Raw genomic sequence first — 23,496 nt, forward strand, 5'->3', positions numbered from 1 at the left:
GGCTCTGCGCACAATATCACTCCATAAATCTTGCCCAAGAAGATTTTAAATAATTAAAGCTCATTTTATTATACCTTTTATTCGGCAAGATTGTCTGATTTTTTTGATATACCCCCGCAGACTTTTTAGGATTTCGACATCCACTATAGCATATCATAGGCATATCGTAATAACAGGAGGTACTCAAAACATCATGGAACCGAAAAACTATCCGCGACTAGGAATACTTATCCCCTTTAACTCCCAAAAGTCACACAAAAATGGCACTCAGCACTGTATCTTCTGTGCTACAACATTTCCCTTACGCAATTTCAAAGGAAAGGCAATATGCCCCACTTGCTTGCAAAACATTTTAGAGTTATTCTCGGAAAGGGAGGTTCAATAAGTTCTCGTATTGCACTGCACTATCCTTTTATTATGTTATATATTTCAGCTGTGTGAAAGGGTTCGATTCTAGAGTAAATCACGGAAAAAAGGAAGTCGATATTGACTTCCTCTTTGCATTTCCCCTTAAAATTTGAAATGGTTTTTCAAGTTTTGAAGGGCGCGTTCCTTCAGAATCACTTTACCATGCTCTTCTAGGAAAATCTTAGCGACATCGACCAACTCACCATATTCATCCAATAAGGCTTCCGCGATCTGTTTCTTCTTACCTGAGCCTAAATGGCTGACGACAAGATAATATTCCCCATCGAACTCAAAGAGGCTGGAGCGAACACGGGAGATATCAGGTATTCGCTTCACAACGGACAGGACATCTTCCAGATCAGCAAAAACATACACCCATTCCGTAGCTTTGGAACGACTTGGTCTCTTGGTTTCCTTCTCCTTTGGTATTGTCTCGGTGACATCTTCTTGTTTGATGACCGTAATCACAAATTCCTCGTTGGAAGATGCCGTAGCTTGTATCCAGAAGGGTTGGTCCAGATTAAATTCCACTTCTTCCCTAGCCTGTGAGATCAATTCCCAAAAGAGTTGTTCACTACGCTGGGATCTTTGAAAAAGATCCGCCATAGTAATATCTCGGTCGGCAAGTTCGGTAAAGGAAATAAAGATGCGGATTGTATTATCATTGACTTTTTGAATACGCATAACCCCCACCTCTCCTTTCCAATCGTTATGAATAGTTTATTTCCTATGATATCACATTACTACTAAAATGTGTTGCTAAAATACGAGAATCTTTTGTAGCATTTACAAATAGTGGTGAATCATCTAGGTTTTTTGAATTTATACTTCTTTAAGGTAAGGTGATAAGATTATATTTTCTTGACCCTAAGCCCACTCTCTCACCGTACTCTAATTGAACAGTCCAATCAACTTCTGGATGAATGACCCTAAACTTATCTTGCTCATGATGACGCTCTCCCAGTATGGAATGAGGGTTGCCGTGGGCTTGATTGACAAGATCTACAGCAGCTTGGTCAATAGCTACCGGATCTTCAGAGGCTAAAATCCCAATATCCTGAACAATCGGTATGTCATTCCAACTCACGCAATCACAGAGTGGCGAGACGTTGTTAACGAAGGTGATAAACCCGCTCTTCCGCTCTTTTCCTTTTAAGGCACCCACTGTGTACTCCACAATCTTCTCCTGGATCACATCCGGAGTGGTCTTCCAGTTCACGGCGATAGCCTTAAATGTACAGGTTACTGCACATTCACCGCAGCCTATGCAAAGACTGGCGTCAATATTTGCCTTCTCCTCAACAGTTATGGCTGAGGCTGGGCACCAGCTTCGACAGCGGCCACAAGCCGTACAGCGTTCAGGATTAATCTGCGGGAGAATATCCGAATGCTGCTGCTGCTTCCCGGCACGACTTCCCAAACCCATCCCCAAGTTCTTGAGGGTACCGCCAAAACCCGTGGCCTCATGGCCTTTAAAGTGTGAAATTGCAATAAGGGCATCGGCATGAACTGCCGCACTGCCAATCTTTACCTCTTTAAAATGCTTTAGGTTTACTGGTATTGATACATAGTCTTTCCCATTTAGCCCGTCCGCAATCACCAAAGGGGCCCCCACTACAGAATAATCGAACCCATTTTCAATCGCAGTTTCCAAATGATCAATCGCATTCGAACGAGAACCGACATAAAGGGTATTCGCATCAGTCAAAAACGGGCGTCCTCCGGCTTTCTTCACCTGATCCACAACTCGCCGTACAAACTGAGGTCTGACGTAAGCTAGGTTACCTCTTTCGCCAAAATGAAGCTTTATGGCAACCTTATCATCCTTCTCAATACCCTTAAGCATACCCGAACGGCTGATCAGTTTTTCTAATTTCACCAAAAGACTTTGACCTTGGGTAACTTTCATACTTGTAAAATACACATCCGAGATCATAGTTTTCCTCCATTCCCTTGACCCAGTTTAACTTCATCTTCCTCTTCATCCTTTACAGGCGGAAGAATCTTACAGGTGATCACTTCCAGACGATGCGGTAAAAATGTCATATTTACATTATGTCCAGGTTCAATAGCTTGATAGGTATAGAGATCGACAAGGAGTGTTTCTCTCCCCGACTCCCATTCGATCTCGACACTATAGGGGTGAAGAGTATCGGAAACCATGCTCTTTCCTTGTATTCCACCTTGAACAACCACAGGCTTAGCAAACCAATCCGGTTCGCTAGCTTGAAACATAAGCAGATAAACTGAATAAACGAAGAGCCAGCCAAACCCTCTTAGGGCGAGTAGCAATTTAGTAGTCAGCTTCATCTCTTTTTTGGCTACAAAGTAGAATTTCCAAACATAGCGAATGAGAATAAAGATACCCAGCAAAAGAATACCGAGGGCTTCAATCCAAGTCGCTTTCCATAGATAACTATAATATTCTCCCATAGTTCCCCCATGCTTGAAGTTTTTCGAAAAAGAAACGCCTCCTGGCAATCCATTTCAATGGCCTGAAGGCTTCTTATATTTGAGCATCTAGTTTTCCCATGGCCGCAATAATTTTCTTTACATAATTCTGGGTTTCATTATAAGGAGGAATCCCATTGTATTTCTCAACTGCTCCCGGTCCCGCATTATAGCCTGCTAAGGCCAAGGGAATATTGCCATTAAATCGTACTAATAGATCCTTCAAGAAATGCGTTCCACCATCCAGATTCTGTGCCGGATTAAACGGGTCCGTAACTCCATAGCTCTTAGCTGTATCAGGCATGAGTTGCATTAAGCCCATGGCCCCCGCAGAAGAAACCGCTTGAGGATTAAAACTAGATTCTGCTATCACAACTTGGCGAATAAGATTAGGGTCAACTCCATACCGTTGTCCAGCTTCAGCAATAAGCTGCTCAATTTCAGGTTGATCCGCTCGGTATTGAGAACTTCGCATAGATTGAGAGCTGCCAAGTGCATCAATCCCATTAAAAGGAAGACTATGGGTATATCCTGCGTATGGATTAACTACCGAACTAGGCAAAGTTTGTCCCATGCCAAGAAAATTCATGGAAGATAGCTGAGAATAATCGGTCATCGGGATCCCAGCCGGGTAACCCGCCTCCATGCCCATACCTGCCAAAGCTTCCAGAGCCATACCTGCCCCGGAGTCCAATCCTTCTTCTCCAGCTAATGCCGACTGCAGCAATGTAGCAAAAAGCATGGCCTGGGTTCCATCGATACCCTTATTACCACCCTTGGCAGAATCCTGCCAAGCATTATTCATGCTTTGGAGTTGGTAGAGAAGCAACATTTCCGCACTATTCATCGGTCATCGCCTCCTGCCCTTAAACGAGTTGGGAAACTCCCTGAAGTTCTTCTTGTTCAAGAATTCGATCGGGAATCAAAATCATAATAATTCGATCCGGAAGATTGACAATGCCGCCGATAAAAGGAGCAGTGACTAAAGGCGGTGGAGGAGCCATTTCTTCCAAGATGCGCACTTCCTTAACTTGATCAACCGCAAATCCTACGGGAAAACCATCGACCTCTGTAATCAAGGCGAAGTCATCTACGGATTCAGCGTTATTCACGGCAGCCTTTTTATGGGCGACTCCGAAACGAACATGCAAATCAATTAAAGGAATTGCGGAGCCACGCAAATTGATCAACCCTTTGACATACTCGGGTGCCTTCGGTATGGGTCGAATATTCTCTAAGCGAGTTATTTCTCGCACGATTTCAATGGGCATTCCATACTCTTCTTGCCCTAATTCAAATATGACCACTTGATTAGCCATGAAGCCACTTCCTTATCTGTTTCTTAGACAATCCTACCGATTTCATTCACTGCCTTATCTAAAGTCGCGTCTTGTGTCTGGATGACCTTCTGGTTAGCCTCATAGGCCCGCATTACAGTAATCATCTTAACCATTTGGCCCGTCAAATCTACATTGGAACCCTCCAGAAAGCCTTGGCGAATACCTGGCTCGCCTTGCCAAGCTTGAGCCGCTTGATTTGAGGTATAGAGAGATTGGCCCTCCCGAATAAGCTCTTCATTGGGGATCTGAACCAGCCTCAACTGATCGACCAATTCTCCGCCGTCATAGATGGCTCCATTCGTATCGACAGAGAAGTCCCGGCTCAAAGGCCCGATAGGCCCCTCTTCACCGAGGACAGGATAGCCGTCCGTCGTTTGCAGCATGCCCTCAGCATTCAATTGAAACTGTCCATTTCGAGTGTAGCGTTCGCCATTGGGAGTTTGGACAACAAAGAGGGCCTCTGAAGTAAGAGCCAAGTCTGTCGATAATTCCGTACTCTGGAGGGCACCTTGGACATTCATACGAGTGACTTGATCCACCACAACACCTGTCCCCATGCCGCCAATTACTGTATCGCCCGGAATCTCATTTTTAGTACTTGTTCTCATCATCAGCAGTTCCGGAAAAGCCTTATTGCTAGATTCTTCAGCTTTATAGCCGGGTGTTCTTATATTGGCGACATTATCTGCAATGATCTCGCTTTGAGTCTGGGCAGCAAGCATTCCTGCCGCTCCTGTATATAGTCCTTTGATCATAGACGATCACCTTCATATCTTTCTATAATAACTGCACAACTACCCGACCCTAAATCTGCTTTATCTTTGTCCAATTACCGTACGTAAGTTAGATAACTGAGCGGAGATAGCCCGGGTCACAGAGTTGTAGTAAATCCCGTTTTCTGCCACATTGACCATTTCCCGATCGATGTCCACATTATTGCCATCGTTACGATAGGTCGTGTTTTCATCGGTGACGACCCCGCTGGTATTGAGTTCTGTTTTTTGAAGATGTCGCTCGGACGTGACTTTTAAGGGAAGCTCACCATCAACCTGGCCGATAGCCTGTCCCAGCAGAGTATTAAAATCCACATCAGACCGCTTAAAATCCGGGGTATCCACATTGGCGATATTATCGGCAAGCACCTTTTGCCTTAAGCTGGCGGCGTCCATACTCTTCTCTAAAACATTAAACATCGGTGTATTTAACCAATCCGACATCTATCTTACCTCCTTAGGGAGTTTGCCATGCTCCACATTTGATCACCATTCGTAATCATGCGGGCATTGATCTGATAAGCCCGTTGCACTTGGATAAGATCAGTCATAGAGGAAGCTAAATCCACATTGGATTGTTCCAGGGATTGGGTCCGTAGTTTACCTACATTGCGTTCCTGAACTTGGCTACCCGGTACTCCGATCATCTCCTCACCGGTGACCCCTAGGGCCTCCGGTGTCAGATAGAGGTTATCCCCGCCCTTGACTAAGCCCTCAGGATTGGTAAAGGTCGCGAGATTGATCTGCCCCAAGGTTTCTAGCTTGCCATCGATGTTTCCTCTAATCGTTCCGTTGCCGTCAATTTGGAGCTCTTCTGTACCTGGGGGAATGACAAGAGCCGCTGTCAGCAAATCTCCATTCCAATCCATGGGCCGCCCCGCCTCATCAACTTCAACGGGTCCCTCCGGATAATAGGCCTCACCTTCTGTATCATCGATCACGACCTGGCCAAAAACCCGTTCCTCTTCATCGATGAAGCCGGTGATCTTGCCTGTTTCATCAACATACACGTCGATAGCCTCAGTGGGTATCCGTAGTTCAAGGATATAGCCATCCGAATTTACCAGTTTTCCTTGAGCATCGGGCTGAAAATTTCCAACACGCGTGTAGCCGCTGGTGCCATCGGTCGTCCGTACGGGGAAAAATCCTTCTCCTTCAATCGCCAGATCAAAGGGGTTGTCCGTACTCATAATCGTCCCCTGTTTAAAGTTCGAGCTGATAGACGGTAGGATTACTCCTGCTCCCACATGGATACGATCGCCAACAGGCTGTTCGTTAAACTGTTGATCGGCAGATCTCATTTCCGAAGCCAAGGCCTCCGCAAACTCCACCCGTTGGGCCTTATAGCCAGGAGTATTTACATTGGAAATATTGTTTCCTAGGGTGTCTAAGGCCATCTGTTGGGCTCTGACCCCAGTGGCCGCTGTATTAAGAATTCGCAAGTTACCTGTCTCCTCCCTTTTCGGGAATATACCCAGAGATAAGCCTAAAAGGACTTTGACTTTAGGTATAACCTAAAGCCCAAGTCCTAAGTCCCTTATCCACGTTTAAGATCAATAAGCTCCTGCAATAAGGAGTCCGATACGGTGATAACCCGGGAATTCGCTTGGAATCCCCGCTGAGTCACGATCATATCCGTAAACTCCTGGGAGAGATCCACATTGGACATTTCCACGGTGCTGGGGATGATCGCTCCACGGCCATCTTCTCCTGCGCCGCCAATTGAGGCTGCTCCTGAGTTATTGGAAGCAGCGTAAAAGCTATTTCCTAGATTTTGCAAACCCGCTTCATTGGAAAAGTTAGCTACAGCTACTTGCCCGATTATACGAGTCGCAGAAGCATCACCATTGCTATAGACTCCTGTGATGGCCCCCTTGGAATCAATGGAAAAGCTTGTCAAGGTTGCTAGAGGGATATCCGTGCCATCAGTATATGTTGCGTCATGATCAGTTATGGTAAATGTGTTATATGGAGTGGCGGTTAATGTGGGATCAGCGGTAGGGGGGGATACAGTAATTGTACCACGTGCACTATCTAATATGCCGCCACCGACGATAGTTGCATTCGCTCCAATTAATGAGGGATTAGAATATACCCAAGAGCCTCCTGACTTAGCCCAAGCATCTCTTGGAATACTTATAGCCGTCGGCGTAACGAGTGGAGGATTTTCCCCTATATTAAATTTAATCGCCTCAAGTTGTGTCCAGTCGATCTTAGACTCATCAACACCTGTGGTAGCACTGTCATCTACTGGTCTTTCCATGCCATACATATACCCCATGACCTTTGCCCCTGTCCCAGGCTCGACCAAGGTGCCGTCGTCGTCTTGAGTAAAGGCTCCAGCACGACTGTATACGGTTTCTCCGTTATTCTGTAAGACAAAGAATCCTTTACCCTGAATCATCATATCCGTGTTTTTTCCTGTGGATTGGGAGCTTCCTTCAGTCATAATTTGGTCGATAGAACTTAGCATGGAGCCTAAGCCAATTTGAGCAGGATTCGTTCCCCCTTGGTTCGGTGAAGGCGAGCCTGCACCCTTCATGGTTTGGCTGAGCATGGTCGAGAAGGTGACACGGCTGCGTTTAAAGCCGGTGGTATTGACATTGGCGATGTTATTACCGATAACGTCCATTTTAACCTGATGGTTTTTTAACCCGGAAATTGCTGAATACAAAGAGCGTAACATTAAGGCGTTCCCCCATTTCTCATTTGCCGTTTCATATCATATCTTATCGAATACGTATTAGCTCATAATCACCCTATACCTGCATCTCGGTATCTGTTTCACCTGTATCGGGAACCGTAGGATTCGTTGGATCAGTCGCATCTGTAGGGTCCTTAGGTGGTTCTCCAGAGGGTGGTGTCATTGCTTTCTCAGCTACGGAAATAATCTCATTCATTTCCACGGCACTATAGGTCCCGTCAGCTTTCTTAAGCACTAATTGAGGGTTGCCGTCCAGCCATTGGACGGATTCCACAATCCCTTCGACAATGTTCTCAGTATCCACATCCATCCCAGCGACATATTTGCCAATCATGGCTGCTCCTTGACCGAGAAGTGAATGCTGGAAAAGGGAGGAAAAGGCGCTAGACATACCTTCCATAGAACTTGCCACATTATTCATTTGCTCAAGTGAGCTAAACTGTGCCATTTGGGTAATCATATCTTTATTATCCATGGGCGAAAGAGGATCTTGGTTGCTGAGCTCAGTGACCAGCAACTTTAAAAAATCATCCTTACCCATGATGTCCTTAGTAGCATCAGAAAGAGCAGTGCTTTTTGATTCTGACGTGGGAGTAGTGGATTTATAATTAGGATCAATAGTGTTCCCCATTCTTTTCCTCCTAGGCTGTTACATTAATTCGACGGATTCCTTGTTCGCCTGCATCGGAATCCATCAGGCTCTCGAGTTCTTCTTTACTCATGTAGCCTAATGCTTCATCACCATTCTCCTGGGCTCCCGCTTTGCCTTCCTGCCCTTGGCCGTCTTGGGAATTTCGGTTTTGTTCTCCCAAGCCCATCTCCATCATGCCACATTGAATACCTAACTGAGTCAGGTTATCTTTGAGCTCTGATAGATTGGTTTGCAGTATTTGTCCGGTGCCTGCATCAGTGGCTACCATACGAATATGCATTTGCCCATCTTCCCAACGCATAGAGATATTGATATCTCCTAATTCAGCGGGACGCAAATGTATGGTCATTGCGCGGAGTTGAGGCCGAGCCTGATAGGCTTTTTCAAAAATCTCGTTCGCTACTTGGGTCCATACGGGACTAACACTTTCCGAAACCCTTCCCTGAACCTGAGCCGTCCCTTTGGTTGAGGTTAATCCCACAACATTTTCCGGGTGAGAATCCTGTAGGGTTGATGGTTCATCTTTGGGAAAGTCGAGGTTATCTTTTTCTTGAAGCTTTATGCCTATTCCCGCAGATGTGTCAGATCCACTGTCCTTACCTTGGTCCGCTCCATTATGTGTAGACGGTTGATCCTTTTGGTCTTGCTCGCTTGTCAGTTGGAAATTTCCCGGATTATCCGGTTCCATATTGTGAATCCCCGAGTGCTTAGCTGTGCCCACTGGCCCATTTTTCTCCGAAGTCCCAGCTGTATTCTCTCCTAGGCCGCTTGACTTACCCTCAAACGATTTTGCGGCAAATGCACTTACCAGTGTCTCTTGTCCAGTGCTTTGCTGTGTGCTCGGTACGACTTGTACTGCCACATCATCTACTACTGGAACAGTCAACGTTTGACTCAACACCGGCTGGGACACTACGGCCTTTTCCGCCGTTATTCCCGTACCGGGTGCCTGCCCCTGGCCATCTAACCCGATAAACAGACCACTGTTAAAACGTTGGGCAGCGATCGCGGATTTTTGCTGGGTTAAGGTATCTAATTGCTCGGAAGGAGATTTTACTTTCACTTCTCCCGACATTTCCGTAAGTAAATCAACAATCACATTCTTATATAAATCCAACTCCGACTGTGGGGAATTCTTCCCCTGAAGTTGCCCTGTCATCCCTGACAATCGAGCTACTTCAAATGTTCCTAGGGGGTTTGAGGAATTGCTTTGACTACGCAAAGTATCCATTTGACTCAAAAGAAGATCTAATTGACCTGAGAAATCTTCTTTACTCATAGGATTCTGAACCTGTCGAGCCAAAACTTCTTGAAGATTTCCCTCTTCTTGAAGCATAGCCATCATGGCCTGAAGTCCCTCTATCCCCAATAGGGCGTGACGTCCGGAATTGGCTTCCTTGCCTGCCGGTGCGTTGCTCTGATTACCAGAGTCTTGCTCTTGTCCACTAAGTTGGTTCACCCAGCCCCCAAAGATTGCAGCAAACATCATTGCCGCCGTATCATTGCCTTTGGGAGAGCTGTCTGCAACTAATGATCCATTATCCGTATTATTTATGGATCCCGCGGACAAAGCCTTTATTGCTGTCATGGCATCACCTCCGAAACTATAGTCCATCTATAGTATCGTAATATCTATAAAAAAACTTGAGTTTTTTTCATTATTAGACTTTCAAGCTACATCAAGCCGTATCGCCCAAGTAACCCAATTGAAAACTGGAACCTGTCCCCAATTCACATCCCTAAAATAGGTTCTTTTTTTGGCGGCTCAGTCGACCTCTTAGGCGCAGTATGGCTTGGGAATGGAGTTGGGAGATTCTTGATTCCGAAAGCTTCATAATGACGGCTATTTCTTTAAGAGTTAAATCCTCCTGATAATACAGAGCAACCACTAGCTTTTCTTTTTCAGGAAGTTTTTCGACGGCATCAGCCATGATTTTCTTTTGCTCTTTGAGTTCAACTTCTTGATAGGCTTCTTGGGCCTGAGGGTCTTTGAGCTGTGTTTTAGGAGAACTATGAAACTCTCCATCCTCCCCCGCAGCCATTTCATCTAATGAGGTTAAATTAAGTATCTGGCCTTGATGGATGACCGCTTCCAGGTCTCGCAGTTCCATCTGTAAAAATACCGCCACTTCCTCGTTGCGAGCCGGGCGCCCCTGTTGAGCCTCAATTTCAGAGAAAGCCTCTTGAACCCGTTTAATTTTCTGCCGGGCGGAGTGTGGAACCCAGTCCATAGTCCTCAAGCCATCGATCATCGCCCCACGGATTCTCAAGGTAGCATAGGTTTCGAATTTAACCCCTCGACCGGCGTCAAAGCGTTCCAAGGCATCCATCAAGCCAAATACGCCATAACCGATTAAGTCATCTTCATCAACATGTTGAGGTAAGGAAATAGCCAACCGACCGGCAATGCGCTTGACTAACGGCAAATAGTTTGCGATTTGTTCTTCTCGCCAAGCTCCACGATTGGCCGCTTCATAAGGATTCGCTATCATGTTGACCCCCCTCCCTTACAAGTCGGTCCTTCAGTATCGGTGACTCGTTTAATCACCCCAACCCATTCTCCTTACGATCTCAGCTTGTTTTTCGACACTTGGCATCCCCTCTACTAACTCATGATTCAATTGACCGGCGACAGGAGATAGGGGGGGTAGTGTTATCGAAGCTTGTTCAATCGCAGAATCTCGTTCTGTCTCTGCATAGCTCAAGTCATCCTCTTGCCCTACCGCAATATCTAAAACTGCACCAAGGTGCTGTAATTCTTGGTCGATAGCGGATTTCTCAAAAACAGTTATACATACGATGCATATTCCGTAAATCAAGGCAAACCCTACTATCGCGCTGAGAATCACTCTCAGAAAACTCTCACCCACCAAGATACTGACTACTGCTAATATAACTGAACAGCCAATCGCTAAATACCAAGCCCAAATCCGTAGTTTGTCCATCATTACTTAAATCACCTTTTCGCCGTGGTTAATGGTCCGAACCTTCAGATCCCCTGTACCTACATCAAAATGAATGGTTCGACCAAAGTTTCCGCCCACATCTGAAACGAGCAGCGGTATTCCCAGGCGTTTTAACTCTATAATCACTTGTTCTGCATTGCGATCGCCAATTTTCAAAACCGGTGGCTTACCCGGAAAAGAAAACATTTGAGCACCGCCGGCGATTTTCGCCCGTAGGCGAGTTTTGACTGCTCCTAAGCGTAGAACCTCTTCGACGAGCACATCCATCGCTGTATCAGCGTATTTGGCAAGGTTTCCTCCATTGCTCCCCCCCGCTGTAGGTAGCATTATATGAGCCATTCCACCGACTCTTTGCAACGGATCATGGATGCAGATCCCAATGCATGAGCCAAGACCTGCTGTCATCAAAATATCGGGGGCTTTTGCCACTTTCAAATCAGCCATCCCTACGCTAATCACATTACTCATACTCCAATAGCTCCCAGCAATTTACTTAATGACCCTTCATCGGGTAAAAAAACAAATTTCCCTTCTATTTGTGGTAGTCCAGAAAGCTGGGTGTTGATAAATAGCACTGTATCCTCTAGCACCCCGTCTTCCAGAAGAATGGCATCAAAAATTGCCCCAACCATATCCACCGCCAAAGCCGGTACCGAAGGCTGGAGGGGAATACCGGAAAACTGAGTAAGGGCCATGAGGAAGGAACTCACCATAATATTTCCTACCTCTTTCATGGCCGATTGCGCCATCTCATTACTAAAAAGATCAAAGGACTCGTTCGTCCCAAAGAGAGCTTGCACTAAAATCTCAGCACTCTGCAAAGGGAAGAAGAACACAGCCTTTCCTGGAGCATCGCCTTCGACTTTAACGTAGATAACAGCCTGAGGAACCTCAATATTCCCGATCACCGCAGGAGCCTTATCAAACTCGATAGCCCGCACCTCCGGAATCGACATATCGATCCGTCGGTTAAGCATAGTCGACAATGCCGTCGCCGCATGCCCAGACCCAATATTTCCAACCTCACGCAACGCATCCAATTGTATTTGATTGATTTCCACTTCTACACCAATCCTCTCTTGCGCAAGTCTCTTTGAATATTAAAAACACATCGTACGATGCGGTCACGATCCCGATCAGAAATCTGATAAAAGTCCACAGATATGGAAAAATTCTTCGTATCCTCGATTGGTACAACGCGGCACACCCGCCCCGGTGTTCCAATGGGACAGGAAGGTAACTCAAGGTTAGCATAAAGAATAGTACCAATGTCCAACTTTTCCTTAGATTGAAAGCGCATTCCACCACCACTTAAATCCAGCATAATACCATTTTTAACATCACTAAGACCCTCTCTTTCCACAACTTGGTAGGTTAACGGGTAATGAGCAGCCACCCGCACATAATTTCTTCTTTGAATCCGCTTAATGACTTTTGGCATTTCGAGGATAAAGATAGAAATGGGTACGGCAATACGCTGAATAACTGTGGTATGAAAAGAATAGGAAGCCACATCATCCCAGAAAGTGACTTCGACCGGGGTCCTTTCGTGGAGGGGGACAATCAACCCCTGATGCTGTGGCGCATAGACAGATAGTCGCGTTTTGCCCACTTCATCGATGTGGGTTCTATAATTACCTTTGTACTCCCCTTCTGAAACGACTAGCTCTACTGCTAATCCGGGAGACAACTTATCTAAGTATTGCATTGCCTCACCCCCCTGAGCAAAGATTACTATCTCATTAAATAGTGAGTTAATTAAAAACTCGTAATAGATTCGTCAGAAACCCGCGTATTCCTCCCGCTTGCTTCGGCGGACTGAGATATAAGCCGGATACTGAGCTGGCGATCCATTGAATGCATTGCGAGGCCGAACTTTGCGGATAGGAAATACTAACCGGTTCTTGCCTCATCACAGATTTACCTACCGCTGCATCTTCATACACCCATCCTAAAAGGGTTAAGGATATATTTAAGAACCTATACGAGGCACTCTCGAGACGTTCATAAGTATCCTTAGCATCGGATTCCTTTTGTACACGATTCACTACCACGTTGACAGAAAAATTACTTCTCACTTGTTGCAGAGCTTTAAGGAGTCCATACGCATCCGTTAGGGCAGTCGGTTCGGGAGTAGTAATTAAGATAATATCATCAGCTGCCTTGAGAAAGTTCAACACTGTATGTCCCAACCCTGCGCCGGTGTCGATAATGATGATATCCGCCAGACCCTCTAAGCGGCCTAAGTTTCTTACGACCTCTTCCAAGCGCTCTCGCTCAATATTAGCAAGATCCTGTACTCCAGATCCCCCTGGTAATATTCCGATTCCCTTGGGTCCGGAAATGAGAATTTCTTCAATTTCCTTCTCGCCACTAAGGAGGTGCTCCAAGGTATAACGTGGAGTCACGCCACAGGCAATATCGAGATTAGCTAGTCCTAAATCCCCATCAAGCAGGATGACCCGATAGCCAAGATCGATCAATGCTAAACCCAAATTCACACTAAAATTCGTTTTCCCTACTCCACCTTTGCCACTGGTGACAGCGAGCACACGCAAGCTTTGTTTTGATTCCAATTTGTGGCGAGAAGCAAGACGTTTCAATACCTTGGCCTGATCATTCACGTCCATCCCCCTCACCAAGTATATAACGAGTTAGGCGCTCCGGAGTCGCCACTTCAATATCATCCGGAACATTTTGTCCATTAGTAATATAGGCCACCGGCAGGTTCGTTTTTTCCAATAGGTTAAGGATAATGCCTCCGCCCACGGTTTCATCGAGTTTTGTAAAAATAAGATGAGTAGTAAAGGGCTCGAAGCGCTGGTAAATTTTCGCCAGATCAGCAGATTGGGTCGCTGCACTCATAACCAACATGGTAAGATCCGGCTGAGCCTTGTCGAGGAAGGATTTTAGCTCAGACATATGCAGCTCATGATGAGGGCTACGACCGGCTGTATCAATAAATATCAGTTCCTTGTCCCCATGACGTTCAATAGCCTCGCGAAGGCCTGTGGGCGTCATGACCACCTCGACAGGAACACCGATAATCTCACCAAAGGTCTTCAGCTGTTCCACCGCTGCTACCCGATAAGTATCGGCTGTGATTAAGGCCACCCGTCGCTTATCGACAATACTAAAGCCAGCAGCTAGCTTGCCAATGGTCGTAGTTTTACCTACCCCAGTGGGTCCGATTAAAGCAATAATCCGAGGTTTACGGATCCCCGGCTGGATAGCAGCCGTATTGGCGCATATCTCACGTATGGATTCCTTAATACAGGCTCTGACGCGATGGTCGTCGATCCAATCTTCCTCGCGTACATTCTGCTGGACATTGCGCAGAAGATTCTTGACTAGCTTCGAACGGATACCCTGTCTTTTTAGGCGTTCAGCCCATTTTTGCAAGGGCACCGGCCATATTACCTGTTCGCCCTCTAGCCCCTCAAGTTGACGATTCATGTTCTCCAACAATTTGCGCATAGCGAGAATCTCTGTTTCTAAATCGTCTGCTTCCCTGGACTTGGCAACCTTGCTCTCACCTTGAAGAGAGCTTTGTTGCGCCTCAATGAATCGATGAGTTTGACTTGGCGCTTGGCTTGCAGCCCCATAAGGGTTAGTTGCGTACAGAGGCTTTGCTGGTGTTTGTTTCTTCGCTACGGGCTCCTCTTCAATTGCAGCCATCACTTCCACCTTAGGTTTGCCGAAAAACCCTAAAAAACCGCCTTCTTTAAATTGTCGAGTTTGCAGGATAACAGCATCTGAGCCCAGTTCCTGCTTTACCTTGCCCATGGTTTCCGCGACAGTATCGCCAATAAAGCGTTTAACTCGCATTTCCAGTCGTCACCATCCCTACTGCCTGAACTTGTACCCCATGTACAAGCTCGTTATATGATAATACGATAAGCTGAGGCAACTGCCGTTCTGTCACCCGTTTTAAATTAATCCTTACAACCGGTGCACATACCAGTACCGGGTTGAAACCCTTGAGAACCATCTTTTCAATCTCACGAGCCAACGACTGCATGATTTCTTGGAGAACTCGGGGATCCAGAGTCATATAACTACCATAGTCTGAAGGTTGAATACTATCCAGAATCTGTTGCTCTAACTTCGGTTCTAGGGTAAGTACCGGTAATTCCTTATTGCTACCTAAGAGAGGTTGTACAATTTGTCGTCCTAAGGACTGACGTACGTACTCCGTTAAACGATCAAGATCCTTCGTGGTTCCGGCATAATCCGCCAGAGTCTCAAGAATCGTGACCATATCCCGAATAGAAACCCGTTCTCTCAGCAGATTGGAGAGAATCTTTTGCATTTGACCCAGGTTGATGTGCTCCAGCGCATCATCCACCGCTGCCGGGGCCTGTTCGCGGGCGTGATCCAGAAGTGTTTTCACATCCTGACGGCTCAAAATCTCCCAAGCATTGCTCTTAATGACTTCGGTAAGATGTGTGGCTAAGACCGTGGGGGCGTCTACGACTGTTCCACCATTCATCTCTACCTCTTCGCGGTAAATAGCATTAATCCATTTAGCATCTAAGCCAAAGGCTGGTTCCTTCGTAGGGATACCCGGAATATTATCATCGCCCAGACCGCTGCTCATAGCCAGATAATGGTCGGCCATGATCTCCCCTCCGGCCACCTCGGCACCGCGTAATTTAATAGAATACTGATTGGGCTGTAGATTCATATTATCTCTGACGCGAATAACGGGAACTATAAAGCCCAGCTCACTGGCTACTTGGCGGCGAATTAGGACAATCCTGTCCAGTAAATCTCCGCCCTGCTGGACATCCACCAAGGCGATAAGCGCATACCCTAGCTCCAGCTCCATATTATCGATAGTCAAAAGACTAAGGACATTCTCTGGCTTTTTACTTTCCTCAATGGCTGTTTCTCTTGCCGCTGCTGTCTCCTCGACTAGGTTCTTTTGGCTGCCTTTGTCCATAGTTCTTCCGAGTATCACTAAAGCGATGGCCACAATCAGTAAGGGTAACCAAGGGAGTCCAAATAGTGCCAAGACTAAACATACTCCTGCTGTAATATAGAGGGCTTTCGGGGTACGAAAGAGTTGACTGGATAAGTCTTGCCCCAAGTTGGTCTCAGAAGCCGCCCTTGTGACCACAAGACCAGTAGCAGTAGACATCAAAAGGGCTGGAATCTGTGTGACGAGTCCATCCCCAATCGTAAGCAACGTATAGGTATGTAAGGCTTCCATAATATCCATGCCCCGCATAGCGATCCCTGTTACAAATCCGCCAATGATATTGATAAAGAGGATAATTATTGCAGCAATAGCGTCCCCTTTTACGAATTTACTGGCTCCATCCATAGCCCCGTAAAAATCGGCTTCTGCTTGGATTTTTTTCCGCCGATCCCGAGCTTGTAGATCGGTAATCATACCGGCGTTAAGATCCGCATCAATGCTCATCTGCTTTCCTGGCATAGCATCCAAAGTAAAACGAGCGCCTACTTCCGATACCCGTTCCGAACCCTTTGTAATAACAATGAAATTCACAACGACTAGAATGGCAAAGATAATAAAACCAACAACCGGTTCGCCGCGCACAACGAACTCCCCGAATTGCTCGATGACATTGCCGGCATGACCATCGGCAAGAATTAAACGTGTCGTTGAGACATTCAGGGATAGTCTGAATAAGGTCAAGATAAGAATTAGAGAAGGTAGTACCGAAAAATCCAGAGGATCTTTGGTAAACACCGAAATCATCAGGGTAAGCACAGCAGAAGTAATGCTGACTGTCAATAGAATATCCAGTAGTAAGGGGGGGATCGGGATGACCATCATGACAACAATGGAAACGATAAAAATTGCCGCAAGGACATCGATATTGTTATACCAGCGACGGCTTATGTCTGTAGCCATGAGTGGATTCCTCCTTTCTTACCCTCTAAAATTCTTACCCAGTATATTTTTTTCGCTTGAGCTTGTAGACGAAGGCGAGGACCTCTGCTACAGCTTTATAAAGTTCCGCGGGTACGGCCTGTCCAATCTCTGCTTGAGCGAAGAGGGCACGGGCCAGCGGCTTGTTTTCCATGGTAATGATGCCATATTCTTTGGCAAGCTGTTTAATCCGTTGGGCAATTTCATCAGCTCCTTTGGCAACGATGACGGGAGCTGCATTTTCCTTAGGGTCATAGCGCAGAGCGACTGCAAAGTGAGTCGGGTTGGTCACGACCACATCGGCCGTCTTTAAGTCCTGCATCATTCGTTGCATGGCCATGGCTCTTTGCTTTCGCTTAATCTCACTTTTTATCTGAGGATTACCTTCCGTTTGCTTGTACTCTTGCTTCATCTCTTCATGGGACATTTTGAGGTTTTTCTCATAATCCCACCATTGATAGAGGAAATCTATCCCGGCAATGATAAAAAAGGATAAAGCAATTTTCCAGCCTAGGTCAACAATCAATCCACCGATGAATACCGCCCCTTGGCCTACCGTAAAGCGAGCCATGACCGGAAAGACTTCAAAGTTGTCACGGAGGGTTGCGTAGAGGAAATAGCCAATAAAGATGACTTTCAACAAGGATTTGGCCAGTTCTACCCATGCTTTTACGCCAAACATACGCTTGGCCCCGTTGAGAGGGCTAATGCGACTAAGCTGAGGTTTTAAGGGCTCAAGGGTGAAAAGAGTACGTACTTGTAGGTAATTGGCACCTATGGCAATGATTAGCCCGACTATAAATATAGGAGCAATGATTTGAATACCTAACCAAACCAGATCCACCATTAAGCTGGCAACGGAACGTGTTGTCCATTCGCTCGAAAGTTTATAGACGTAAGTGAATATTTCTTGAGTCTTTACCAGCATGGTCGGGACATAGAACTTCAAAAGTCCAATAAAACTAACCAGCATGAGTGCGGAGACCATTTCCGTACTCTTAAACACTTGACCTTTCTTGCGCGCCTCTTGCCGGCGCTTGGGAGTGGCCTGATGTGTTTTTTCACTCATGTTTGCTGCCACCCCTTATAAAGCTCTAAAAGCATGTTCATCGCTCGGTCAAACAGCATATTCACCGTTTCTCCGAAAAAACTAATTCCTAAGAACAGAATAATGAAACCCATAATAATCTTCACCGGGAAAATAACCGTAAAGATATTCATCTGAGGAACAGTCCGCATTAACAATCCTACCCCGATATCTGAAAGGACCAACGCTCCCATAACCGGTAAGGCAAGTTGAATAGAGAGTGTAAAGATATCGCTGAAAAGATGAACAAAATAATTAATCCCTTGGGGTAGAGCTGACGGATCAATGGGTACATATTTGTAACTCTCGACCATGGCTGCGATCATATAATGGTGGGAGTTCGTCGCTAGCAACAGCATAATGGCGATAATCATTTGGAAATTTCCCATCATGGCACTTTGTACACCGAAGATGGGATCGATAGCGCCGCTCATGTTAAACCCCATCTGCAAATCGATTATTCGACCAGCGCCCTCTAATACTGCGGTAATGGCATAGATGACAAAACCCACGACCAAGCCGACAAAGATCTCTTTGATCAGGAGTCCGGCATAAGGTAAGGTCTCACTGGGAATCAGAGGTCCTCTAGCTTGGATTATCGGATAGAGAATAACGGATATGCTCACGGCCAAGCCCAACTTAACCATTGCAGGGACACCACGAGCTCCAAATACAGGGGCCAGCATAATCATTCCCGCCCACCGGGAGAGAATGATGAGGAACAATGTGAGATTCCATTGCAAAAATTCTGCTAAGCCCATATCACTCCTCCGAGATTATTAGTAATTTCCAAAAGTAGCCAATTCGTTAAATAGATTTGATGTGTAACCGGTGAGTACGTCAAGCATCCAAGGACCAAGTAGTAACATCACCAGCGCAATCCCTAAAATCTTAGGTATAAAGGTCAGGGTCTGCTCTTGAATCTGGGTCATGGCCTGAAAAATACTGACCAATAAACCCACAAGCAAGCTCACACCCAAAATCGGACCTCCAATCATGAGGGCAGTCATCAAGGCTTCCTTGGCCAAGTATAGTACATCATTTTGGGTCATCATACACCCCTTCTATCAAAAGACTGACCTACTGAGTGATAGCAGGAATCGAGTGATTGGTCATACTAAGCTATAGCTAAATATCTCGACGCGAAAGCTAGTAAAAACTAGTGACGAGGGATTGGACCACAAGATGCCAACCATCAACGAGAACAAATAAGAGAATTTTGAAAGGTAAGGAAATCATCATCGGTGGTAGCATCATCATACCCATGGACATCAAGACGGAAGCCACTAACATATCGATGACCATAAAGGGAATAAATATGGCAAAGCCCATTTGAAAGGCTGTCTTTAATTCACTGATAACAAAGGCGGGAATCAATACATAGGTTGGAATATCCCCGTAGGTTTGTGGCCGTTCCATGCGGGCCAAACCAACGAAAAGTTCAAGATCCTTTTCCCGAGTCTGTTCAAACATAAATTGCCGCAAGGGAGCTTCTGCTTGATCCAGCGCCTCAGCCTGAGTGATTTGGCTTTGCATGTAGGGCTGAAGGGCTTGGGTGTTCACTTCGTTCCAGGTGGGAGCCATGACAAAAAAAGTTAAGAATAAGGACAGACCGATGATCACCTGGGTTGGTGGCAGTTGCTGAGTCCCCAGAGCATTGCGCACAAAAGAGAGTACAATAACGATACGGGTAAAGGAGGTCATTAACACGAGGATGGCAGGAGCAATCGATAAAACGGTCATCATGAGCAGAATCTGCAGAGTCGTACTCGTCTGCTCAGCCGTTGTTGCCCCGAAATCAAGGGTTAAACCGGCTGCTAACACGGGTTGAGTATCTCTAAGAAGCAAACCCAGCATCAGCAGGATCAGCAAGCCTATTTTTCCTCTATGATCTCGCACTGAACTCCAAGATCGCCCGGTGGCCATTAGCGTTCCACCTCCTCTAGCAAACGTTCGAGTTCATCTTCAAATGGCTCTTTCCCTTTGCGGCGTTTGCCACCAAAGGCCTGTTGAGCAATCCCCGCAAAAATGCCCTCCACTCGCTCAGCGGGTCGGTGGGCAAGCTCATCGAGAATCTCCGCCGCCAGCTCCGGATCATTAATCTCATCGATTTTGGTCAAATGATGATCTGTTCCCGCCAAGACTTGGAGCTTCCCGGCGACCTCGACGAGATAGAGAGACTGGTTGGTATTGAGCATTTGCCGATCCAGAACCCTTGCCCAGGGCGCCTGCATGCCTCGAAAGGAAGCTTGATTCATGCGCCGAATGACCCATAGAGCTACAACCAGAATGAGGATAAAGATGAGGATCGTTCCCACAAGTCCCCCCCAATAGGAGGAATCGAGCCCTGGTTGGCTCACGGATTCAGTAAGTTGACCTTGATATGGTGTAGCATCATTTATGCTCACTTGGATATAGGACATTTTATTTCAACGCCTTTTGTACAGCCTCAACCACCCGATCAGCTTGGAAAGGTTTTACAATAAAGTCCTTAGCTCCAGATTGAATGGCGTCAATAACCATGGCCTGCTGACCCATCGCACTACACATAACGACTCTGGCTTGTGGATCGCGCTTTCTGATCTCACGCACCGCTTGCAATCCATCCATTTCCGGCATGGTAATATCCATAATGACCAAATCCGGCGCCAACTCTACAAATTTGTCCACGGCAATCGCACCGTTTTCAGCTTCCCCGACGACAGTGAAGCCGTTTTTCGTTAAAATATCCTTCACCATCATCCGCATAAATGCTGCGTCATCAACAATTAAAATATTAGCACCCACTATTTTTCCTCCTTATAAGAACTGAATTACTATTTAGTCCTCTGTTGGCCGGAACGTTCTAGAGTCCCATGGCCTTTGTCATACGCTCGCTGGGCTGCACGATATCAGTAATGCGAATCCCAAAGGTCTCATTGATAACAACGACTTCGCATTTTGCGACAAGCTTACCATTGACGATCATATCGACGGGCTCTCCCGCCAGCCGGTCTAATTCTATTACAGATCCCGGCCCCAGTTCAAGAATTTCCTTAATAGTTTTCTTTGCTTTACCTAGCTCCACACTGACTTGTAAGGGGACATCCAGAATGAGTCCGAGATTATCTTGCCCCTGAATCAGCTCGGTAGGCTTTAAGGGAACGAATTGGGCCGGTTGCACTGTGGTTGGTGGAGCCCCGTATCCCCCTGCATACTGTCCTCCCGGAGCATGCCCATATGCTGGGCCACCATAGCTTTGCTGAGGGTACTCCGGCTGAGGTGCATATGCTGCTTGAGGTGGCTGTTGTGGTGGTGGTTGAACCGGCTGTCCATAGCTCGCAGCAGGAGCCTGAGCAGGAGCAGGCGGCGGTGTCGGCTTTGTTGCTGGTTTTGAGCTTGGTCCTCCCATGGAACCGAGAAGTTTTTCAACCATACCTTTCGCCACAGGAATGGGAATCACTTGGACTAAGATACTGTCAATAACATCTCCTACAACCATCCGGAAAGAGATTCTGACAAGCTTCTCTTGGGTATTAAGGAAGTTGTCAATAGCATTGCTCTCTTGCCCGGACATATCATTTAAGACCAGTTGTGGTGGTGTGATATCAATAACGGAGTTAAACATGGTTGACATGGATGTAGCGGCTGAACCCATCATCTGGTTCATGGCTTCAGCAACACCGCTGATGCTGAGCTCACTTAGCTCTTCAGAAGGATTTTGACCGTCACCCCCCATCATTAAATCGACGATGACCGACCCATCCCGCTGTGAGAGGATGAGAAGGTTGGACCCTTCTATACCTACTTTATAACGGACATCCACAATGATTGAAGGAATCGGGTAGTCTTTGCGAATTTGATCAGAGTCTGCCAAATCGACTTTGGGTGTAGTGATCTCTACCTTTCGCATTAAGAGCTGAGATAAGGTCGTGGCAGCAGTTCCCATGGAGATATTAGCAATCTCTCCTATTGCATCCTTTTCCATATCACTAAACTCTTGAGTGGGTTGTTCTTCGCTTGGGGGACCTGATTCAAGATTCCCTCCCAGTAGGGCATCGATTTCTTCCTGGGAAAGCATCCCATTACCCATCCTGATCCCTTCCTTCCTCAACGATTTCTGTTAATTGGATAGCGAGATGATCTCCTTGCAAACCAGGAACTCCTCTAAACTTACGATAACTCCCCACAAAGACTGGGAGTGGTTCCTTCACATTTTGCATCAGTGGAATGACATCCCCTGGTTCTAACTCTAATAGGTCGCGCACTAGTATCTCTGAATATCCCAACAATGTGGTCATATCTACTTTAGCCCATTCTATCTTCTTGCGAATCACATTGACCTGTTCTTTCGTATTCTCTTTAGCTTGGGTGGAGAAAAGGAACAAGGTACTAAGTTTATCCAAGATGGGTTCCAGAACAAGGTACGGGAGACACATATTAATCATCCCTACCATCTCTCCGATCGTAACCTCCAAAGTGACCAGAATAATCATTTCATTGGGAGCTACAATCTGCGTAAACTGTGGATTAGTTTCTAGGACGATAAACTCTGGCTCGCTCTCCATTACCTCTGTCCAAGCCTCACTAATCATTTCAATCATCTGCTCCGTACGATGAGCAATAATCGTACGTTCTATCTCCGTAAGGTCTCTATTTTTCTCTGAGCTTTGCCCTTGTCCGCCTAATAATCGATCAATGATCGCAAAGGCTACAGCCGGGCTCATCTCCATCAACAGCGTCCCTTCCAAAGGGCTCAAGGTATACAGGCTAAGAATGGTCGGATTTGGCAAGGAGCGAATGAACTCATCATAAGTAATCTGTTCAATAGAACTGACCTTGGCCTCAATCACGGTATGGAGATTTCCGGACAAATATGTAGTCAGTGACCGGCAATAATTCTCATAAATATTTTGGAGGGAGTGAATCTGATCTTTGGAGAATTTATTCGGTCGTTTAAAATCATAAACTCGGATTTTCTTTTGAGTTTTTGTCGTCTTAATTTCTTCAGCATCGACCTGCCCATCAGAAAGCGCATTCAGTAGGGCATCAATTTCTTCTTGAGACAATACCTCTCCCATAAGATCCCCCCTCTCAATTTCGTAGTATAGCTTCTATAGTAGAATAGATTTGTAAAGAAACGGAGAACTTTTGCATTTATTATTGAATGATGTCCTCGAACAATGTTCTTTACTGATACTCAAAATCTTCAATAACAAGAGCCTTTGAACAAA

27 protein-coding genes are annotated in these 23,496 nt (G+C 46.1%); all 27 read right to left on the minus strand.

Features of this window, described 5'->3' with window-relative positions:
* Positions 1 to 510 precede the first annotated feature (510 nt).
* Positions 511 to 1,092, minus strand: a complete 582-nt coding sequence (locus AAC978_RS03665; protein WP_341546612.1) for an adaptor protein MecA — start codon at positions 1,090 to 1,092, stop codon at positions 511 to 513.
* A 148-nt stretch (positions 1,093 to 1,240) separates the two neighbouring features.
* On the minus strand, positions 1,241 to 2,344 hold the full coding sequence (locus tag AAC978_RS03670) for a DUF362 domain-containing protein (RefSeq protein WP_341546613.1): 1,104 nt from the start codon (positions 2,342 to 2,344) through the stop codon (positions 1,241 to 1,243).
* Complete coding sequence (locus AAC978_RS03675) at positions 2,341 to 2,841, minus strand: hypothetical protein (protein ID WP_341546614.1); 501 nt, start codon at positions 2,839 to 2,841, stop codon at positions 2,341 to 2,343. Before AAC978_RS03675 ends, AAC978_RS03670 begins: the two co-directional genes overlap by 4 nt.
* Positions 2,842 to 2,914: 73 nt before the next feature.
* The gene (locus AAC978_RS03680; RefSeq protein WP_341546615.1) at positions 2,915 to 3,706 is read right to left on the minus strand and encodes a lytic transglycosylase domain-containing protein; all 792 of its coding nucleotides are present in this window, start codon (positions 3,704 to 3,706) and stop codon (positions 2,915 to 2,917) included.
* Positions 3,707 to 3,725: 19 nt separating this feature from the next.
* Positions 3,726 to 4,178 carry a chemotaxis protein CheW gene (locus AAC978_RS03685; RefSeq protein ID WP_341546616.1) on the minus strand — a complete coding sequence of 151 codons (453 nt, stop codon included), beginning with the start codon at positions 4,176 to 4,178 and terminating at the stop codon, positions 3,726 to 3,728.
* Between the two features lie 23 nt (positions 4,179 to 4,201).
* Positions 4,202 to 4,954 (minus strand): flagellar basal-body rod protein FlgF, encoded by a 753-nt coding sequence (gene flgF, locus AAC978_RS03690; RefSeq protein ID WP_341546617.1) that lies wholly within the window; start codon positions 4,952 to 4,954, stop codon positions 4,202 to 4,204.
* 60 nt (positions 4,955 to 5,014) lie between these two features.
* Positions 5,015 to 5,416 carry a flagellar basal body rod protein FlgB gene (flgB, locus tag AAC978_RS03695; protein WP_341546618.1) on the minus strand — a complete coding sequence of 134 codons (402 nt, stop codon included), beginning with the start codon at positions 5,414 to 5,416 and terminating at the stop codon, positions 5,015 to 5,017.
* Positions 5,417 to 5,421: 5 nt separating this feature from the next.
* Positions 5,422 to 6,414 (minus strand): flagellar hook-basal body protein, encoded by a 993-nt coding sequence (locus AAC978_RS03700; protein WP_341546619.1) that lies wholly within the window; start codon positions 6,412 to 6,414, stop codon positions 5,422 to 5,424.
* Between the two features lie 95 nt (positions 6,415 to 6,509).
* Complete coding sequence (locus AAC978_RS03705) at positions 6,510 to 7,658, minus strand: flagellar hook protein FlgE (protein WP_341546620.1); 1,149 nt, start codon at positions 7,656 to 7,658, stop codon at positions 6,510 to 6,512.
* Positions 7,659 to 7,731: 73 nt separating this feature from the next.
* Positions 7,732 to 8,307 carry a flagellar hook capping FlgD N-terminal domain-containing protein gene (locus tag AAC978_RS03710; RefSeq protein WP_341546621.1) on the minus strand — a complete coding sequence of 192 codons (576 nt, stop codon included), beginning with the start codon at positions 8,305 to 8,307 and terminating at the stop codon, positions 7,732 to 7,734.
* 10 nt (positions 8,308 to 8,317) lie between these two features.
* The gene (locus AAC978_RS03715; RefSeq protein ID WP_341546622.1) at positions 8,318 to 9,916 is read right to left on the minus strand and encodes a flagellar hook-length control protein FliK; all 1,599 of its coding nucleotides are present in this window, start codon (positions 9,914 to 9,916) and stop codon (positions 8,318 to 8,320) included.
* 151 nt (positions 9,917 to 10,067) lie between these two features.
* On the minus strand, positions 10,068 to 10,820 hold the full coding sequence (locus tag AAC978_RS03720; protein WP_445900277.1) for a FliA/WhiG family RNA polymerase sigma factor: 753 nt from the start codon (positions 10,818 to 10,820) through the stop codon (positions 10,068 to 10,070).
* Between the two features lie 48 nt (positions 10,821 to 10,868).
* Positions 10,869 to 11,276, minus strand: coding sequence for a hypothetical protein (locus AAC978_RS03725; RefSeq protein ID WP_341546623.1), 408 nt, complete (start codon positions 11,274 to 11,276; stop codon positions 10,869 to 10,871).
* Positions 11,277 to 11,279: 3 nt separating this feature from the next.
* Positions 11,280 to 11,762 (minus strand): chemotaxis protein CheD, encoded by a 483-nt coding sequence (locus AAC978_RS03730; protein ID WP_341546624.1) that lies wholly within the window; start codon positions 11,760 to 11,762, stop codon positions 11,280 to 11,282.
* Positions 11,759 to 12,355, minus strand: coding sequence for a chemotaxis protein CheC (locus AAC978_RS03735; protein ID WP_341546625.1), 597 nt, complete (start codon positions 12,353 to 12,355; stop codon positions 11,759 to 11,761). The genes AAC978_RS03730 and AAC978_RS03735 overlap by 4 nt, the downstream gene beginning before the upstream one ends.
* Positions 12,356 to 12,357: 2 nt before the next feature.
* On the minus strand, positions 12,358 to 13,002 hold the full coding sequence (locus AAC978_RS03740; protein WP_341546627.1) for a flagellar brake protein: 645 nt from the start codon (positions 13,000 to 13,002) through the stop codon (positions 12,358 to 12,360).
* A 46-nt stretch (positions 13,003 to 13,048) separates the two neighbouring features.
* Positions 13,049 to 13,918 (minus strand): MinD/ParA family protein, encoded by an 870-nt coding sequence (locus AAC978_RS03745; protein ID WP_341546628.1) that lies wholly within the window; start codon positions 13,916 to 13,918, stop codon positions 13,049 to 13,051.
* Positions 13,911 to 15,122 (minus strand): flagellar biosynthesis protein FlhF, encoded by a 1,212-nt coding sequence (flhF, locus tag AAC978_RS03750; protein ID WP_341546629.1) that lies wholly within the window; start codon positions 15,120 to 15,122, stop codon positions 13,911 to 13,913. Before flhF ends, AAC978_RS03745 begins: the two co-directional genes overlap by 8 nt.
* Positions 15,112 to 17,178, minus strand: a complete 2,067-nt coding sequence (gene flhA, locus AAC978_RS03755) for a flagellar biosynthesis protein FlhA (protein ID WP_341546630.1) — start codon at positions 17,176 to 17,178, stop codon at positions 15,112 to 15,114. Before flhA ends, flhF begins: the two co-directional genes overlap by 11 nt.
* Before the next feature lie 34 nt (positions 17,179 to 17,212).
* Positions 17,213 to 18,265, minus strand: a complete 1,053-nt coding sequence (flhB, locus tag AAC978_RS03760) for a flagellar biosynthesis protein FlhB (protein ID WP_341546631.1) — start codon at positions 18,263 to 18,265, stop codon at positions 17,213 to 17,215.
* On the minus strand, positions 18,262 to 19,044 hold the full coding sequence (fliR, locus tag AAC978_RS03765) for a flagellar biosynthetic protein FliR (protein WP_341546632.1): 783 nt from the start codon (positions 19,042 to 19,044) through the stop codon (positions 18,262 to 18,264). Before fliR ends, flhB begins: the two co-directional genes overlap by 4 nt.
* Positions 19,045 to 19,062: 18 nt before the next feature.
* A complete protein-coding gene (gene fliQ / locus AAC978_RS03770) occupies positions 19,063 to 19,335 on the minus strand; it encodes a flagellar biosynthesis protein FliQ (RefSeq protein ID WP_341546652.1) in 273 nt (90 codons plus the stop codon).
* A gap of 97 nt (positions 19,336 to 19,432) precedes the next feature.
* Positions 19,433 to 20,209 carry a flagellar type III secretion system pore protein FliP gene (gene fliP, locus AAC978_RS03775; protein ID WP_445900278.1) on the minus strand — a complete coding sequence of 259 codons (777 nt, stop codon included), beginning with the start codon at positions 20,207 to 20,209 and terminating at the stop codon, positions 19,433 to 19,435.
* Positions 20,209 to 20,706 (minus strand): flagellar biosynthetic protein FliO, encoded by a 498-nt coding sequence (gene fliO, locus AAC978_RS03780; RefSeq protein ID WP_341546633.1) that lies wholly within the window; start codon positions 20,704 to 20,706, stop codon positions 20,209 to 20,211. Before fliO ends, fliP begins: the two co-directional genes overlap by 1 nt.
* A gap of 1 nt (position 20,707) precedes the next feature.
* Positions 20,708 to 21,070 (minus strand): response regulator, encoded by a 363-nt coding sequence (locus AAC978_RS03785; protein WP_341546634.1) that lies wholly within the window; start codon positions 21,068 to 21,070, stop codon positions 20,708 to 20,710.
* 58 nt (positions 21,071 to 21,128) lie between these two features.
* Positions 21,129 to 22,355 (minus strand): flagellar motor switch phosphatase FliY, encoded by a 1,227-nt coding sequence (gene fliY / locus AAC978_RS03790; RefSeq protein ID WP_341546635.1) that lies wholly within the window; start codon positions 22,353 to 22,355, stop codon positions 21,129 to 21,131.
* A complete protein-coding gene (fliM, locus tag AAC978_RS03795; RefSeq protein ID WP_341546636.1) occupies positions 22,348 to 23,343 on the minus strand; it encodes a flagellar motor switch protein FliM in 996 nt (331 codons plus the stop codon). Before fliM ends, fliY begins: the two co-directional genes overlap by 8 nt.
* Between the last annotated feature and the right edge of the window lie 153 nt (positions 23,344 to 23,496).

This window comes from Desulfitobacterium sp. THU1, from assembly GCF_038181555.1.
Lineage (GTDB): Bacteria > Bacillota > Desulfitobacteriia > Desulfitobacteriales > Desulfitobacteriaceae > Desulfitobacterium.